12 protein-coding genes and 2 pseudogenes are annotated in these 16,631 nt (G+C 41.2%); 9 read left to right on the forward strand and 5 right to left on the reverse strand.

What is annotated here, in order from left to right; translation table 11 throughout:
* The first annotated feature begins 39 nt into the window (after nt 1-39).
* The 6 genes and pseudogenes from L1D44_RS15020 to L1D44_RS15045 all read left to right on the forward strand — a co-directional run.
* A complete protein-coding gene (locus L1D44_RS15020) occupies nt 40-861 on the forward strand; it encodes a TnsA endonuclease N-terminal domain-containing protein (RefSeq protein ID WP_239891887.1) in 822 nt (273 codons plus the stop codon).
* Nucleotides 851-2,932: a Mu transposase C-terminal domain-containing protein gene (locus L1D44_RS15025; protein WP_239891888.1), complete on the forward strand. Its 2,082-nt coding sequence runs from the start codon at nt 851-853 to the stop codon at nt 2,930-2,932. Before L1D44_RS15020 ends, L1D44_RS15025 begins: the two co-directional genes overlap by 11 nt.
* A complete protein-coding gene (locus L1D44_RS15030; RefSeq protein WP_239891889.1) occupies nt 2,925-4,505 on the forward strand; it encodes an ATP-binding protein in 1,581 nt (526 codons plus the stop codon). The genes L1D44_RS15025 and L1D44_RS15030 overlap by 8 nt, the downstream gene beginning before the upstream one ends.
* Before the next feature lie 53 nt (nt 4,506-4,558).
* A complete protein-coding gene (locus L1D44_RS15035) occupies nt 4,559-6,139 on the forward strand; it encodes a TnsD family Tn7-like transposition protein (protein WP_239891890.1) in 1,581 nt (526 codons plus the stop codon).
* Entirely contained in the window at nt 6,111-7,673 is a 1,563-nt protein-coding gene (locus tag L1D44_RS15040; protein WP_239891891.1) for a hypothetical protein, read from the forward strand. The genes L1D44_RS15035 and L1D44_RS15040 overlap by 29 nt, the downstream gene beginning before the upstream one ends.
* Before the next feature lie 7 nt (nt 7,674-7,680).
* Nucleotides 7,681-8,012: pseudogene (locus L1D44_RS15045) on the forward strand (transposase); the annotation flags it as partial.
* A gap of 548 nt (nt 8,013-8,560) precedes the next feature.
* On the opposite strand, the pseudogene L1D44_RS15050 reads toward L1D44_RS15045, so the two are convergent.
* The 5 genes and pseudogenes from L1D44_RS15050 to L1D44_RS15070 all read right to left on the reverse strand — a co-directional run.
* Nucleotides 8,561-9,655 (reverse strand): annotated as a pseudogene (locus L1D44_RS15050) (OmpA family protein); the annotation flags it as partial.
* Nucleotides 9,656-9,799: 144 nt separating this feature from the next.
* Nucleotides 9,800-10,906: a choloylglycine hydrolase family protein gene (locus tag L1D44_RS15055; RefSeq protein WP_239891892.1), complete on the reverse strand. Its 1,107-nt coding sequence runs from the start codon at nt 10,904-10,906 to the stop codon at nt 9,800-9,802.
* A 279-nt stretch (nt 10,907-11,185) separates the two neighbouring features.
* Entirely contained in the window at nt 11,186-11,686 is a 501-nt protein-coding gene (locus L1D44_RS15060) for a hypothetical protein (protein WP_239891894.1), read from the reverse strand.
* Nucleotides 11,687-11,948: 262 nt separating this feature from the next.
* Nucleotides 11,949-12,257 (reverse strand): LPXTG cell wall anchor domain-containing protein, encoded by a 309-nt coding sequence (locus L1D44_RS15065; RefSeq protein WP_239891896.1) that lies wholly within the window; start codon nt 12,255-12,257, stop codon nt 11,949-11,951.
* Between the two features lie 132 nt (nt 12,258-12,389).
* A protein-coding gene (locus L1D44_RS15070; protein WP_239891898.1) for an IS3 family transposase occupies nt 12,390-13,540 on the reverse strand; the annotation gives its coding sequence in 2 pieces (ribosomal slippage) (nt 12,390-13,300 and nt 13,300-13,540; 1,152 coding nt in all).
* Between the two features lie 878 nt (nt 13,541-14,418).
* Here L1D44_RS15070 and L1D44_RS15075 point away from each other — a divergent pair.
* The 3 genes from L1D44_RS15075 to L1D44_RS15085 are packed head-to-tail and all read left to right on the forward strand — an operon-like array spanning nt 14,419 to nt 16,626.
* Complete coding sequence (locus L1D44_RS15075) at nt 14,419-14,832, forward strand: winged helix-turn-helix domain-containing protein (protein WP_239891900.1); 414 nt, start codon at nt 14,419-14,421, stop codon at nt 14,830-14,832.
* Nucleotides 14,825-15,565, forward strand: a complete 741-nt coding sequence (locus L1D44_RS15080) for a hypothetical protein (RefSeq protein WP_239891902.1) — start codon at nt 14,825-14,827, stop codon at nt 15,563-15,565. The genes L1D44_RS15075 and L1D44_RS15080 overlap by 8 nt, the downstream gene beginning before the upstream one ends.
* A gap of 14 nt (nt 15,566-15,579) precedes the next feature.
* Nucleotides 15,580-16,626: an OmpA family protein gene (locus tag L1D44_RS15085; RefSeq protein ID WP_239891904.1), complete on the forward strand. Its 1,047-nt coding sequence runs from the start codon at nt 15,580-15,582 to the stop codon at nt 16,624-16,626.
* Nucleotides 16,627-16,631: the final 5 nt, after the last annotated feature.

A 16,631-nucleotide genomic window follows, 5' to 3' on the forward strand; every position in this document is an offset into this window, starting at 1 on the left:
CTTACCTCCTGCTAAGTTTAGCTTAGTAGGAGGTTTTTTATGTCTGATGCAAATAAGCCACTCAATAAGAAAGACCAAAAGCGCTTAGATGAAAAACGAGGTGAAGGGACTGGAAAGGATTACATTCCTTTCATTAGAGTCGGTGAGTTCAGTAGCTCAGGAGAAAGCGTTCGTGTTAAAAGTGCTACAGTGGGCCGAGTGCACCACTTTCACTCTGGAAATGAGCTTGCGGCATTTTTGTTGTTCGATTGGTATAAGGAGGTCATCGACATACGAGAACAGTTCCCTATCCCACTCATTGACTCTTTAATTATTTGTCGTCAATTAGGCATCCGTCACCCACAAGAAAAGGGTGAGCTTAAGATAGTGACAACGGACTTGCTTATTGATTTTGCAGATGGATCTCAGTTGGCTATCCCTGTAAAGCCAGCTTTGGAGCTTGATAAAAAAAGAATTAGAGAAAAGCTTCAAATTGAAAAAGCTTATTGGGAGGATGAAAAAGTAACTTGTCTTATTTTTACTGATCAAGAGGTTTCCAACGAACTCAAAATGAATTTGAAGTGGATAAGACCACTCATCGATATAGATATTAAAGCCGAATATCCATTTTCCAAACAAGATGTCATAGATCTAGCTGCGCGATTAGCTAGGCAACCCAAAGCATTCGTTGCTCGCCATTGCGCCAAATTGGATGATGAATATCAGTTAGATGAAGGTACCCATATCGGAGTTTTTCGCTACGGAATTGCCAATCAATATTTAAAAGCATCATTAGAAATCCCGTTTACTGATTGGAAATGCGAAGATATCGAGCTCTTAATGAACGATAGCTTAGAATTTGGGGTGGGTAATGCTTTTTAATCAAGTCTATCAATACACGAATTCAAGTGAACGAGTGCGCGTCGTTTACGAAGCTATTGAGTTTATTTGGTTGATCGATATAGATGATGGTGCTGCTTGGCCAGTATGTAAGACCACGTCAGAGTTGCAAGAGCTTATCGATAGCCAATCAATAAAGAGCATCAGCGAACCTTTTACTTTCTCTCATGTTGAAAGCGAAAGTGTGCAAGGTTTGAAGCGAGATGAGGCTTATTCTTTACTGAAAATATTATTGAAAGATCACTATGAACTACTCGATAAAGGGTCACGTAACCGACTTATTAGAAGCGCCGTCGAAGAGACAGGAAAGCCGCGAATTTACTTTATTCGTCAACTGCGTCGATATTGGCAACGTGGAATGACACCAAACTCATTGCTGCCGGATTATCATAAATCAGGCGGTAAAGGTAAACCTAGGCGAGATGTTGGCAACAAACTTGGACGAAAGCGAACTAGAGCTGAAGGTGTTGGGGCCATTATTACGGACGATGTTGCCGAAATTTTCAGCCTAGCGATAGACGGTTTTTTTCTCCCCAATGGTAAATTATCGCTCAAAGATGCAAAGGGTAAAGCTATTGGACTTTACAAATCTCGTTACCCTGATGCTGATAAAACATCTATTCCTACTCCACGTCAGTTCCGTTATTTCTATGAGTCGAACTATAGAAAGAATGATGTCGTAAGACGAAGAACACCATCTAAAATCTATGACAAAGACATTAGGCCATTAACGAGTACTTCAGCTTTTATGAATATTGGGCCCGGAGGCCGATATGAGATCGATGCAACGATAGCTGACCTTTATTTAGTATCTGAGAACGATCCCAATAAAATCATTGGTAGGCCAGTGGTATATATCGTCAAAGATGTGTTTAGTCGAATGGTTACGGGGCTTTATGTTGGCCTAGAAAATCCATCTTGGGTTGCGGCAATGATGGCAATGTCTAATGCCTTTCTTGATAAAACAGAATATTGCCGTAGCTATGGAATAGAAATTGATTCTAGTATGTGGCCTTCTGTTGGGATGCCAGCGTCGATCATGGCGGATAAAGGTGAGCTTTTACATAGGCAAGCAGATGTGTTGGTGAATGCTTTTAACATTCAACTGAGCAATTCACGTTCTTATCGAGGTGATGACAAAGGTGGTGTAGAACGGTATTTCAATACTCTTCAAACAACCTTCAAGCCTTATATCGGCGGTATTGTTGAGCCTGTCAATGGTAAGAAGCGATTGGGTCGTCGTTACGAATTAGATGCAGAGCTCACATTAAGTGCATTCACTGAAACAGTGATACATATAATTCTTCATTACAATACTCGGCATGTAGTTAAAGATTATGACTTTGCTGAAGATATGCCCGATGATTTACCTGCAGTACCCCTACAGTTATGGAATTGGGGAATAAAAAATCGTACTGGCAAGTTGCGTCCATGCTCCAAAGATATGGTTGAAGTTAACTTGTTACCAACTGAAAAAGCGACGGTTTCCGAGGTGGGGATTGGATTCAAAGGATTGAAGTACACTTGTCGTGAAGCTATCGCAGCTGGATGGTTTGATCGGTTTAAGCACGTAAGACCAGCAAAGGTAGATATTGCTTTTGATCCTCGGCGTACAGATGTGGTCTACCTTCGCCCAGATAATGACTATCAGTCTTATTGGGTATGTGAGCTATCAGACAGAAGTCGTCGCTTTAAAGGTATGAGCTTTGTTGAGGCCGCAGGCATATTCAAATCAGCCAAGATAGCGGAAGCTTCAGCTAAGCAAGAGATGGATTTTACAAAGCCGGATTTACAGATGAAAATTGAAAATTTGGCTGAGCAGGCTCGTAAAAGAAAAGCTAATGCCCCTAAGCTCAAAAATTCACAAAAGTTGGCCGGAATTAAGACTAATAGAGATAATGAGCGAGAGCTTGAGCGGGACCGTGTGACTACTAACTCTGAATATAATGTTGTACCCCCTAAAGCTGATGTAGTTGATATTAAAACAGGACGTGGCTCAGCAAGTATCGATTACCCATCCCTTGATGAGTTTTTGGGAGATGACGATGATTAATATTCATCAGGCTGAATATTCTGAGCCAGAGATAGTGGATTATCGAGGTCATCCACTGATTAATGCGCTGCCATTGATTAACTCTCCCCAAGCTACGGCGAAAGCTTTAAATCGTTACCCTAAAGTTCATTCAAGTGAGAAATCGTTGCCAGGGTATATCCGTCGACATGCCATGATGCGAATTTTAGATGAATTTCTTTATCCCACAAAAGCACATCTTCAATTAGAACAAATGATTTCGGGGATGATACGAAGAGGTTACCTCGGGCGGAATATAGCAACAGCGGATTATCAACGAAATTTGCAAGATGTTGATATTGTAGATTTCTCCGTTGTATCAAGAAACGCAGGTAGTGCCGCTCTAGCCAGCTCTGTGATAGGTTGTTCAGGCACTGGAAAAACAACAGCAATTGAAGCTATTTTAGATTCATATCAACATCAAGCGATATATCATCCCAAATATCAGCATATGCAACTTGTTTGGCTAAAGGTTGATTGTCCACATGATGGCTCAGCGAAAAGCTTATGCATACACTTTTTCCGAGCAGTTGATGATGTGATTGGCTCTGACTATGAAGAAAGGTATGTGAAGATTAAATCTTCCGCAGAATCAATGCTTGGTGATATTGCAAGAGTGTCAGCCCTTCATTCTATTGGGATCCTTGTGATAGATGAGATACAGCATCTACAGGCTGCACGTTCTGGAGGAGCGTCAAAACTATTGAATTTTTTTGTAACACTAACCAATGTGATCAAGGTTCCAGTATTATTTGTTGGTACACCAAACGCATTAGGCCTTTTTTCACCAACAATGCGCTCAGCACGTCGAGCTTCTCAGTTGGGTAGCCTAAATTGGAACAGATTTGAGCATTTATCAAATGATGGTGCGGAAAGTGAATGGGAGCTATTTTTACAGCGAATGTGGAAACTGCAGTGGTTTGAGAACCCAACGCCACTCACAGAACCTATGAAAGTATTGTTTTGGGAGCTAACTCAAGGCGTTGCTCATGTCGCTGTATCATTGTTTTATTTGTCTCAGACAAGAGCTGTTATGGCAAAGAGCGAAGTGCTTGATCAAAAGTTAGTGCTAGATGTATTCAACAAAGAATTATCCATAATTCATCCAATGATTAAAGCACTTCAAAGTGGTAGAAAAAAAGAAATACTTGATTACGCAGATCTAGACTTACCAACAGATATTATTCGTATCAAAGGTCTTGGGGGCGAAATATCGAAGGTAGAGGTCAGTAGTAATGATATTGCATCAGACAAACTTACTGAGCTAACAGAGTTGCTCATTAGAGTGGGTATTGGTGCAGATATTGCCCCCCTCACAGCAAAACAAGCTTTGGAAGAAAAACCTGAAGAAGATTTGTTTGGTTTAGTTGCCCATATAAAATCATTAAGCGAAATGCATCGTCAGCCTGCCAAGCCTGTAAGAAGTAAGGTAGAAAAGCTCAAACCTGTTTATGTTGAAAATGATCTAAGGTTACTGCGAACCGATACCCCTATGTCGACCTATAAAAATATGAAAAGGGCAGGCATGATATTGGATATTACGCCTTATCTTTAGTTGTCGTTTCACCAACTATACTCTCGTTAGTGAGTTTAGTTTTGGTGGTTGGTATGTTAACCCATTTCCCCATTGTCCAGCCGGATGAGTTACTCGGTTCACTGTTAACGCGCTTCATTAAGCAGCATGGACTAATCAATGACAAAGTTGCATTGGATATGTTATTCGGGAACAGAAAAGTGGTTCCCTCTGCTTTGCTTCAAGGCCATATCAAAGAGTTACTTGAGCATATAGGGCATATCTGGTTAGCTTCACCTGAACAAGTCATTAAAAGTCACACCTTACTACCGATCTTTAAGCCATTTATTCCTCGTCAACGCTATCAAGAGATCATGAACAACCTGATTGTTGGAACCACCAACTCAAGTTCATTGCGAACAGGAATGAATGCGGGGTTGCTTATGTGGCCCTCAACTTATCAGGTATGCCCTCTTTGTCTTAAAAAGCAGCGAGATACGTTAGGTTTTTATTATGCTCGTAGGCTTTTTCAATGTGCAGGAGTGGAAGCTTGTCCTAAACACCATTGCCTATTAGTTTCCACTCCAATTGCTATTCAATCAGAACATCGTCATCAATTTACAGGATTACCTTGGCAGTTAGACATTTCACTCATTGCTCAGATTGCAGAGCCTAAATTATGCCAATTAGCCTGTCTAATTGAGGATTTGTTCAATTACTCAAGTGATACCTTAAGTTATCTGCAGTGGTCTTGCTATTTCCGACATCTGGCATTGTCACAGCAGTTAATGAAGGGTAATCGAATAGATCATGAAAAAATCTCGAGTGCAGTGCGTGATTACTGGGGAGACCAATGGTTAACCAAGCAGGGATTAGAATTAAAAAAACAAAACAGCTGGTTGCTTGCTATGTTTCGTAAGCATCGGCGGTCATTTAGTTATTTGCAGTATTTTGTTGTCTGTTTAGCTCTCGATAAAAATAAGTCCACCTTAGACCGTTTTTTACATCAAGTTGCCAATACTCCAAATGCCACTGAGCCTGAACCTTCTCTGGTTATACCCGTAAAGCAGGCTGATATGACTAATTATCAAAACGAATGGCTTCAATTGATGAGGTCTAACCCAGACGCGTCATTGAAAATCCTGAGAAGCTATAGGGAGGGGGCACGTTTATATACTTGGCTGTACCGCCATTGTTTGGTATGGCTCGAAGGCAATAAGCCTGCCGCTGTAAAAAACTATGTGAACAACAGGGTTAATTGGCACCAAAGGGATCTTAGTTTTGTTAAGCAGTTGCTTAAACTTGAATGGAGCCTAATATGTCAACTAAAAGGGCCTAGACGTTCAAAAAACTGGTATTCCAAGCAAATCAACCAATTAAACCGAATGTTGAACAAGCTCAACCTGTTACCTCTATGTAGTTTGTTTTTTGATCGGTATAGCGAATCTGTCGAAGAGTACCAGACAAGGCGGTTAGCTTGTGTTATGGATCATCTACTTGATAAAAAAGACTATTTAAGGCCTGTCTGTGAAATTGAACGAGATGCTGGACTCAGTCGTCAACGTAGTCGCCAACCTGCACGGGAAATTCTCAGATTGGACATCCCAGCCTGGCAGAGAAGTTCGCTCGTTTCCTCAGAGTGCCCCGTTGATAGAAATCGGCAAAATCAGGAGTAAGCGCACGCTCAACAACAAAATCAAACCATTAATTGATATCAAATTTTCTGGGCATCCAAACATTTCTGTACCCGCCGAAGTCATATCTATGCTGGTGATGAATTCCCAATATGAGAATAAGAAGAGGATACCCGCTACAGACCGTACTATTTTGGAGGTGTATTGTGATGGTCCTTTAAGAAAAACAAACTCAGCACTTGGGCCAAACAATGTCATATTTATCGATGGCAATATAAGAGTTGTGATCCCTTGTTTAGAATTAGCAAGAACGTTGTTTTTGCATAATTTTCACTTAACACGAACGGCTTTAAGACCTAATGGTTTGAATGGCATGGCATTGAGCACTGAAAATGCTGAATTTAGTACTATTCGTTTTAACCGCATGTCTGATTACCCACTAACAAACCTGAACTCAAAAAGTGCCTGCAAACATCTTATTTGGTTGATGTTTGATAAAGCTGCCAGAAAGAGTTTTGACAGTATCTATGCTAGTTTACAAGCATCACAGGAGCCACTTTGGCGCTTTGATTTTGAACCGCCACCTCTAAATGGTTGGTACTTAAAATTGGCTGGCAATTATGATGAGCACGATAAAAGCTTATTTTATGTCATTGAAATAAAAGGGGTTTACCACCCAAAATTTGACTATCCTAAGATAGTTTATATATATCACCCAACCAAAAAAGAAGTTATACCTATAGAACCATCAAATGGTTTTCGCCCGGAAGTTCCTCCGTCAGATCCCGATCCACAATTGAATTTACAGGCAATCCTTGGTGGTCATCGAAAACGAGATGTGGTCAGCGAAGAAGGCTTTAGCTTTACCCTTGGCGATGAAATTTACTCAGAAGTTATGCCGGGTAAGGCTGAACAAAGGGTCACTCCGATAGTAGACAATGAACAAATCCCAACGCCCGAAGAGTCTGCCGTGGGCCATGGAGCGCAAGCGGGGAATGCACAAGAGCTTGATTGGGCTATCAACCGTAGTGATGCAAATGAACCTGAAATAGACCAAGAGCTAAAAATAGCCGCTTCAACCAGTCAATTTTTGCTGTTCGAGCAAGCAATAGAGTTACTAATGAAACTTCCAGATTATCAACATGTAGCTACTCATTGTATGGAACTTCCTAAGCCAACAAACTCATCAACTATGTATTTAAATAAGCACACTAGACAGCCAAGAACATTTCATTGTGCTCAATTCACCTTTAGGCTGATACCTTTGATGATTGTTGAAGTTGATTTATCAGATTACCCCAAAAAACGTCGACTAGGCTCGCGGCTGTTTGGTTTTACTGGTGATGCTGAGGCTGGGTTTATTGCTATTATGCAGGCGTGCTCTGATGCCGGTGTTCGTTGGAACCGTGTGGTGAACGATGAGCATACCTGTATTGCAAAGTTAATTAAGCACCCTGTGGAGAGCATTACCGTAGGTAAGAAAAAACAGTCCAAATCGCAGCAAGAATATTTAGTCACTTGGTTGAATAACATTGATAAGAGTATAAATTCAATCGACTTTAATGCGCTAAAGTAGTGGACAGCCAAATTTGCTCAAACAAACTCACCGAAAAACCCATACGATTTCAGGAGATGGAGCCTATGACACTCGAGAGTGCCATGCTGTTATCCGCCGTAAACGGGCTTTTAGTTTTATTCCCTTCGCGATGGGGTTGCCTACTGGGAACAAGGACATCCGCGAAATTTAGCAGTGAGTTTTCATTGTACTGGGAGAACTCTAATTATGCATGAGACTATTTTACGGGAGGGTTACTGTTCCACCTCTGAAGCCGTCATGCATCGGATAAAGCAGTTACTCGGCGACAGCTTGAGCATGATAAATTACAATGCTCAAGTAGGGAAGCTTATGCTATGATCAAAGCATTAAACAAACAGACTAGGTATGCCTGAAACACAGTTTTTTAGCTAATACTTTATCAATCGAGGAGACTTAACTCGATGATAAACTGGTTTGGGCGGCTAAGAATAGAGCTTAAACCTAAACTGACAGATACCTCTGAAAAATGGGTAACTGTCAGCTCAGGTTTGAGCTACTACAAGTAAAATATTGATTATCTAAACCGCCCACTTAATTACACAAATTCGTTCCAAAAATTATTCACACACCCCCCCAACTTGAACTGGCATCATTAACTCCATACCCCCCTCGAAAGAGCGATATACAAAAGAATGATAGAGCTCACCATTTATATCAAATTCAATGGCATAGTTTACACCATTTACAATTTGAGAGTACACAGAAGTTAATTTAGCACCAGATGTATCTATAGACATTGTACCAAGCGTAAAGTCTAAAACTTCGACCGCGACAGGAGTGATATCTTTCTTAGACCAGCCTCCTGCTATATCACTACTTTCGCAGACTAAACTTATTTTTTTTTCCATCGAGTTATCTACTTCATCTTTTAATACTGCTTCCTTTTGGGTGCCCGAAATATAGGCTTCTATACGACGATTAGCCTTATTTGCTTCAGCACTGCTACCTTCTATCAGTGGCTCTGTGATGCCATAACCCTTATAGCTTACGCGCTCTTGGCTAATGCCATATTGACTCACTATCAATTCAGCAACAGCGTTAGCACGATGCTCTGACAATTTCATGTTGTAATCCGGGTTACCCGTTTTTGAAGCATGACCACCGATAAACACCGTCGCTTGTGGGTGTTGCTTCAGATAATTGGCCAGTTTTTCAATTTGACCGTATGAGTCAGTGTGTACAATGGCTGAGTTGTTGGCAAAACGAATGTTGCCCAGTTTGTGCTTTTCAGTGACTTCACGATAAATCGTACAGCCATTCGCGCTTACCTTATGGGTACCTGGGGTATCTGCACATTGGTCTTTGTCGTCAGTCACACCGTCCATATCGGAATCTTTTAGTATGATAGCGACAGGGGCTACAGCAGCCGGTACAGTGTGACCAAAGCGGTAGCTAAGTTCTAGGCCCCAGTAATTGCTTTCCATTTCAAGAGTGTTCCACTTGTCTTCGTCGAGATTTTCATAGCGACGATACTTGGCTTGCAACTTGAGATTCTCAGTAAAGTTATAACCGATACCAGCACCAAAGTATGGCGCTACACCGCTATCACTGTAGTACTCACTTCCCCACTGTTTGTTGTTTGATAGCAGGTAGTTCATTGCCCCCCCTTCAAAAGACATACTCCAGCGGTTGGCGAATGGCCAGAAACCGACCAAGCCGAGTGTCATGCCGCGAGCACCAGCGTCGTTAAGTTTGTTGGCATAGTCGACCCATTCGGCACGCCCTAGATCGCGATAACCCAGTTCTACACCGAAGTAGTCGTTAAACAGATAACCACCAAATACATCCCAAGCATAAGGATCATCTCCGTAACACTCTTTCATGGTTTTCTGATCGCAGTTAGGTTCGTAGTTGTTTATACCTACTCCTCCACCGACGTACCAAGGGGTAAGTTCTTGTGCAGCATTAGCGGTAAATGGCAGCATTGATGTAAGCAGAATTGCTTTCAATTTATTGTTCATTATTTCCAATTCCTTCTGTCTAATAAAAAATTATCACTCGAAATATCGCAGCTTCATCACCATGAGCTAAGTGTGCTGCGGTTATATTTTTAATTAAAATCGATCGACTCCATGTATAAACTACTCCTTATTTAAATACCCAACTCAGTTATGCGAGGTGTTTGAAAGGTTTATTTCTAATACATCTTGCTCTTTATTTTTATCCAAAGGCACTTTAATTATATTAGCTGCATCGAAATCCAGTTTGTTCAAGTCAATCATTCGCATACGGCGATTGTTCTCAGTCCACCAATAGTAATGAAGATTATCTATATCTCCAATCACTGACCATTGCGTGTAGTCCATGTGAAAATTCTCTTTATCACCTTCTCTCGAAACTCCTTTCGGGATATCAAAGTTGTTCAAAACTCTAGAGGCTTCATTGATAGCTTCATCTGTGGTTTTTAAAGGTATAATACTCGACTTAAATGCTAAGGCTCGAATAAATCGGGATGGAGGAGTCGAATCGCCTGGGATCCCTTGCATACCGCTACCTTGACCAAATGGCTTTAGCATAATATTCCCCACTTTTATTTGCTCTGATTGAGCAAAAGGACTTAACTGAGAATAGTTGCGAATGTTAAGAAGATGCCAATCGTAAGAAGGGGCGTTAGTCATAACACCGACAGTATTATCGTAAATGTTTAGCTTTCCATTAGTATACTCAATTACAATTGAACTTCCTGACTTGTCTGTAACTACAAAGTGTAGGTCGGTAGGAGCACCAAATATTTTTTCCAACTCTACATTAGAAACAACACGAATTTTTTGAAGCGCGGCGGAGACTTCTTCAACTCGCTCAAAGTTTCCCAATATGTAACTTGAAAAATCAATGTTGTTGACAGAAACTGAACGATACTTGTCTTCTTGTTTCTGGTACTCGGCAAAATCAGGGAAATAGAGCGCACCTAAGGTCAGTCCTTTTTCATTCATACCATCAAGAACAAAAGGTTGATCAAGTGCATTGATAGCAACAAATCCATATTTATTTTTCCAACTCATTCCTTGTATTCCCTTGCCAAGGTCAGATGTATAATTTTGATTTCTAGGAACGACTAATAGGTTAGAGTGCAAATCAAATGCTCCCCACTCCAAGGTTCTTCCATAAACTGGCAAATTATCAACTGTTTTTAAGATAAAGCTCGTGCAAGCACTAGCGAAGGATGAAACGGAAAGCAATAAAACCAATACTAATACTTTGAAGAGTGTCATCTGGTTATCCACGGGTCTATTTATTGTACATCAAGGGTTTACGGTTTGCGCTTCGGTTTGTCAAGTTAAATTGTGTCGCGTTGTGATTGAGTGCGCATACCTGTTGCGAGTTCATAACTGTGCACGCCTTACTAGGACCTTATTGAACAACTAACTGCTTGAAATGGGGCTATATAGTTTTTATCGCATGTTTCCGTTTAATGGCTTCTTCTTTAAATTCTGGGGGTAAATCGGCTCTTTACAGGCAAAAAGCGGAGTGGTTAGTTCCGTAAGCTTAGCCTAATGACTTGAAGTTTCAACAAAAATTGGTTGAGGGTGCTGAAATTTTACCGTTTGAATCTCTTTGAATTGAAGTAAGTTGAGGGTGAGCAATGGCCGCGTTGCGGCAAGGGTTGCAGATATGCCGGCCCAGGCATCTTCGTCCATAGCTAAAACGACATAAGCAGTATGCTCTATGACATTAAAGTAAATAACCTTTTCTGCTGAGGGGTGGTGAGTGAAGGGGGTGACTGTGGCCGTTATCAATGTTTGGTATTTTTGTGCGCAAGGCACGGTAAGCTCCGATGAAATCATGTCAAATTCATCTAAAGATAAGTTTGTTCCCTCTTGCGCACTAAGAGCGGCTAGGTGTTTATACCGTTCGATATTCTTAGGCAGTTGAAGCGAAATGGTTGTGACTTCAGAGGGGGTATGGCTGCACCCTGAAAGAAACAACAGGTGCGACAATATGAATAACCATGAAGCACCTTTAACGGCAGTCTTATTGAGCCTGATACGCATGCGGCGTTCCTTTTGCTTTAACTAAATACTTGACAGAAGCGCGCAACAACCGAGCGTTTCTGTCACTACATAGATAACTCTGGCGCCACAACTAAATTGAATCATTTTTTAAGCGCTTTTTTATTTTTGAAGTTGTGCATTGAGAATCAGAGCTACCTACATAGTTAGCGTGTTGCGCTAATGGCTTCATCTCCACCTAAGCCATCTCGCTAAGACTCGATTGTTATAGGTGGAGAATTACGTCAATTTGTTAAAAACGTTGTTAACGTTGGTAGCGCCTTGAAATAACACCACCTAATCCTAATAGTATGACACCTAATCCACCTAACGCTGGCAACCAAGAAGCAGTTTTGGGCAGTATCGCTGATTGTGATGGCTGGGAGGGTGGTGTGACAGTTGTGACTTTATGAATTTCAAATCGGTCGCTAGGTATATAAAATTCTAATTTGTACCCTTTGGGCAAGGCGTCCCAGCCCACTTTGTTACCACCGGTATCTACTTTAGCATCGCGTTTTACTGCTATGGTTTGACGCTCTTTAGTACCATCTCGCTCAAATACTTCTAATTGCACTTTATGAGGCTCATGATAGCGAACAAACTCAGCATTTAATTTAACAAACTGCTGACCATCTTTCTCTAATACTGCTTGACAGGCATTTGCAATATTCGGGTACTTTGTGAGTATTGGTAAGCCCCTAATTTCTTAGACACTTAACTGTTTCTCAAAGTACTGCTTTTCGAACTGCACTGGAGACAGTCCATTATTACTACCATGACGACGCACAGGATTATAGAAATATTCGATATAGTTAAATATTTCTGAGCGAGCCTCATCTCTGTTTTTATAGATTTTTCTCTTAACTCTATCTTTCTTCAGCAATGAGAAAAAGCTTTCGGCGACAGCATTATCGTGACAGTTTCCTCGTCGACTCATACTGGCTTCTAAATTGTGCTCTTTTAAAAAGCTCCGCCAATCAGAACAGGTATATTGCACTCCTTGGTCGGAATGTATCAAAACCTTACCTTTCGGTGAACGTCGCCAAATGGCCATTAATAGCGCATCAATTACTAAGTCAGCTTTAGGTGTGTTTTTCATCGTCCAGCCCACGACCTGACGAGAGAAGAGGTCAATAACAACTGTTAAATATAGCCAGCCCTCATGAGTACGGATATAAGTAAAGTCGGTCACCCAAACCTTGTTGGGTTCTGCGACATCAAAGCCACGATTTAACGTATTTGGTGCAGTATGACTAACATTTCCACCACCAAAGCTTGGATTTCGCTTGTAGCCCCGTATAGCCTTTATCTTGGCTTCCTTCATTATCCGATAAACACGATTTTTCCCGACACTTTCACCATCGTCTTTCAAGTCTAAAGTCAGGTTTCGATAGCCGTAGACACAACCGCTCTCTAGCCAAAATTGCTTAATTTTGCCCAGAAGACGCGTATCTTCAATAGTTCGGTTACTGCTGGGCTGCTTTAGCCAAGCATAAAAACCACTACGATGAACATTAAGCACTCGGCACAGTACGGCTATGGGATATTGGTCGAGTCGAGACTTTATGAACGTGTACTTTTCTTTGACTCGCTTGCAAAGTACACGGCGGCCTCCTCTAGTATATTTCGCTCTTCCGTGACTCGCCTAAGCTCTGCTTTTAGTTTACGAATTTCGTCTTGCTGATTATCGATAGTGATGTGTTGCTTCTCTGGTTTATCGAACTTGTTAATCCAGTTATGCAAGCTTTTGGTTGTGATACCTAACCTTTCTGCCACATCACCGATTTTATAACCACGTTCAGTGACTTGTTTGACAGTTTCAATTTTAAACTCATCGGGATAACGTTTTCTGCGCATGTAACACCTCATATTTTTTGGTTCATTATAACTCTATGAAGTGTCTACTGTTCTAGGGGCTTACCACCGTGCAACTTTTGTTTTTGCGCCTCAACGGCTTGTTGGCGAAATAATCCAGACATACAACTTCAATATTCTCAAAAACATACCAAATTCTTTTGGTGATGAGTGACGACCAGCTACATGGTTTAAGTCTTAAGAAAATTATTGTAAATGTAGTGACGACTCAGCCTTACCTAATTTCTAATTTTGGGTCGAAGACTAGATGCCGAAGCTTTGGGCCAATAAAGGGTGTGATGATATTAACTTGTATGCAGTCGACATCTAGACTTCATTTTTTAATAATACCAATTGCGAGAACAGTTGTTTAATTATAATTGATTATTTTTTCCAATTGTTTTTAATGTGACACGGGTTAGCAGGGCTGTAATAACGTCCTTATTTGTTTCGTAATAATTATTGCTTGGCTGCTTTCCTGTTAATTATAGCAAAGCTGATTTTATACTTATTTATTATGATGTCACTTTCTGATGCTACACTTGTTAATTGTTGTGGCGTTTTTTGTGGTGTTTTGTTTTGTTTTTGTTATTTCTTTTGGCGGGTCGCCCGTTTTTGTGTTAAACCCTAACCCTACTCTGTCTGCCGCTTCAGTTATGTTTTTAAAACAATGGCTTGAGGCTGGTTTTCTATCATTTCGCGTAATCTTGTTTCACTGATGATAATAGTTTTCTCCCCCCACTGCTTATAAAGTAATCCTCTTTTGTTTTGTTTTATAGTGTTTAATCCTTTGTAATTATTAATAGTGTGGAGAGTTAAATAAAATAATCAAATACAAGAGGTGTTTTTTAATTGGTTTGTTAGCAAAGGGTGTGAAGGATATGTCATTAGTTAAAAGTGATGATGTGGTGATGTGCGATGCTTATCATTGCGTCAATTGTGCATTCAGCAAAAATAGAGCGCTTTTCAATAATAATATTGAGGTCAAATTCAATCTTCAAGAAAAACTAACTTATTCAGATACTGTCATGCTCTTTATTCCTGGGTTTGATAAAGGTAAGCGCTGCAGTATGCGGTTGGTGAAGTTGTTGTGTTTGCTCATTGAATACCAAAATCAAGTTTTATCCAAAATAGACTTAGAGAAGTTTGTCTGGGGGAGGGAGGGGGTCGGCGAAGGCAGTTTAACTGTGCTGGCTTGTCAATTAAGGCGTCTTTTAGTCGACACTGTTTATAGGGTGATTACCGTCAGAGGTGTTGGGTACATGCTTATAAATGAGGGGCTGGATAATGTGTAGATTTGATGACTGCAAACTATTTGCTGATGAAGGTGTGCATTCGTCTGGCATGGCGCTTTTGGGGCAGGATTTACTCAATGCAAGTGTCAGTTACAAACTTGAAGAGGTCTATGGTGATGAGGGGGTTATCGGGTATGAAGTGCTTATTGATAATGTCGGTGTTGCAGAGGGACGGGTGTTTAATGCGGGTTTGTTAATGGATAGGCTGTTTTATTTTATTGAGAATAACAAGAGAGTCTATCAATATGATTTTGAAGGTAAAAGCCTATTTGTAAACTTTGAAACCTATGAGTTTTGTGATTCTAAGTTGCTAAAAAAAATAGTTGAGTTTTCTCACATGCTTGAGCGTTGTGGCATGGAGTTGGTTTGTGAGATCACCGAAAGAAACATGTGCTCAACCTGTCAGACTTTTAAGGAAGGGTTGCGCTTTTTAAAAAAACACGCAGTCCATCTGTGCGCGGATGACTTCGATTGGCAGGGGGGGGATTACAGGGAAGGTGAGCTTACAGCGCTTTTTAGTTCAATAAAACTGCAGGTACCAAGTGTTAAAGGTGAGTATTTAGACTTCGCCTCAACTCGTGACTGGCATGAGTTGAGCAAAAGCTTTGAGTTTATCGTGTTTGAACGCATTGAAACAGTTGCGCAGTTGCTAGCTGTAAAGCTGCTTAATACCAAGCGAGCCTACTACCAAGGCTTTCTCTTGGAGTCCCGGAAAATCACTGTTCAAGCTTAAAACGGTTACTACATATGAATACAAACTTACTTATTAGCGCATTACTGTTGGGCTCTCTTACGTTGAGCTCCTTTAATGCTAATGCTCAAGAAGATGACTCGATCGAGTTCGGTCTCAAGATGGCTTACCAGCGTTATGCCAATCATATGCACTCGCCCGATACATTTGCTTATGGCTTCTTTGCTAACAAAACAATCGATAAGCGTTTTTCAATTGAAGCTGGGCTGCTTTCGTTAGGAGAGGGGGTTGAAGCAAATGGTAATCGTGGTGGTTTCTATCTTGCCGAATTCTCCGCGCTTTACGATGTCGTTGGTGAGGGAGGTTTGTTTTTAAAAGCGGGGATTGCCCCTTGGGCCGGTTATTTGACTACACCTAAAAAGCAAACGGATTACGATTACGGCTTTTCGCCAGTGTTAGGTGCTGGCTATCAATTCCCGCTTTTTGATGATTGGTCTGGTCGGCTTGAGTACCAGTTTATTTCAGAGTTGGGTAAAGATAATACCGGCACCGCAAACTCCCACCTGCTTAGTTTTTCGCTTGTTTGTTGTGGTGCGCCGAACCGTGACGATTATCGCGCAGCTAAATCCGTTCAGTATCCGGACCCGCAAGAGGTTGAGCGTGTAAGAGCATTTACCCAAGCTGGAGCTGTTACGGCGGTCAAGAATACCCGTGAGCCTGCGCTAGTGCTGCGCAGTGAACATGAGGTTTTCGGCTCATGGTATTTCAACACAAACTCCTCACAGTTGCGCCTTAGCTATCCAATGGCTGCAATCGACAGAGCGCGCGAGTTTATCGCTAAAGGGTGTGAGTTAAAGGCAACAACCATTAATGGTTACGCCGATGGCGTGGGTGGTGCCAAATACAATGTCTGGCTCGCTGAAAGGCGGGCGTTAAATGTACAGGATTATTTAACAAAAGCGTTAGGAGGCTCGCTTGGGCGCCTAAATGCTCTATCGTCTGGGTATGACAGGGCAGACGTCAATTTAGCGCCGATTGCAAACCTCTTCGAGCGACGCGTCGATTACGTTTTCACCTTTCAGTGTCAAAAACAGTTTAATTAGGGTGT

The organism is Shewanella sp. Isolate13, from assembly GCF_022398325.1.
In the GTDB taxonomy this organism is placed as follows: Bacteria; Pseudomonadota; Gammaproteobacteria; order Enterobacterales; family Shewanellaceae; genus Shewanella.

Bases quoted from the DNA above. Each gene is read 5' to 3' on its own strand.
- L1D44_RS15030 (WP_239891889.1), top strand. From the start codon at position 2,925: ATGATTAATATTCATCAGGCTGAATATTCTGAGCCAGAGATAGTGGAT.
- L1D44_RS15055 (WP_239891892.1), bottom strand. From the start codon at position 10,906: ATGACACTCTTCAAAGTATTAGTATTGGTTTTATTGCTTTCCGTTTCA.
- L1D44_RS15060 (WP_239891894.1), bottom strand. From the start codon at position 11,686: ATGCGTATCAGGCTCAATAAGACTGCCGTTAAAGGTGCTTCATGGTTA.
- L1D44_RS15080 (WP_239891902.1), top strand. From the start codon at position 14,825: ATGTGTAGATTTGATGACTGCAAACTATTTGCTGATGAAGGTGTGCAT.
- L1D44_RS15025 (WP_239891888.1), top strand. From the start codon at position 851: ATGCTTTTTAATCAAGTCTATCAATACACGAATTCAAGTGAACGAGTG.
- L1D44_RS15020 (WP_239891887.1), top strand. From the start codon at position 40: ATGTCTGATGCAAATAAGCCACTCAATAAGAAAGACCAAAAGCGCTTA.
- L1D44_RS15075 (WP_239891900.1), top strand. From the start codon at position 14,419: ATGTCATTAGTTAAAAGTGATGATGTGGTGATGTGCGATGCTTATCAT.
- L1D44_RS15085 (WP_239891904.1), top strand. From the start codon at position 15,580: ATGAATACAAACTTACTTATTAGCGCATTACTGTTGGGCTCTCTTACG.
- L1D44_RS15035 (WP_239891890.1), top strand. From the start codon at position 4,559: ATGTTAACCCATTTCCCCATTGTCCAGCCGGATGAGTTACTCGGTTCA.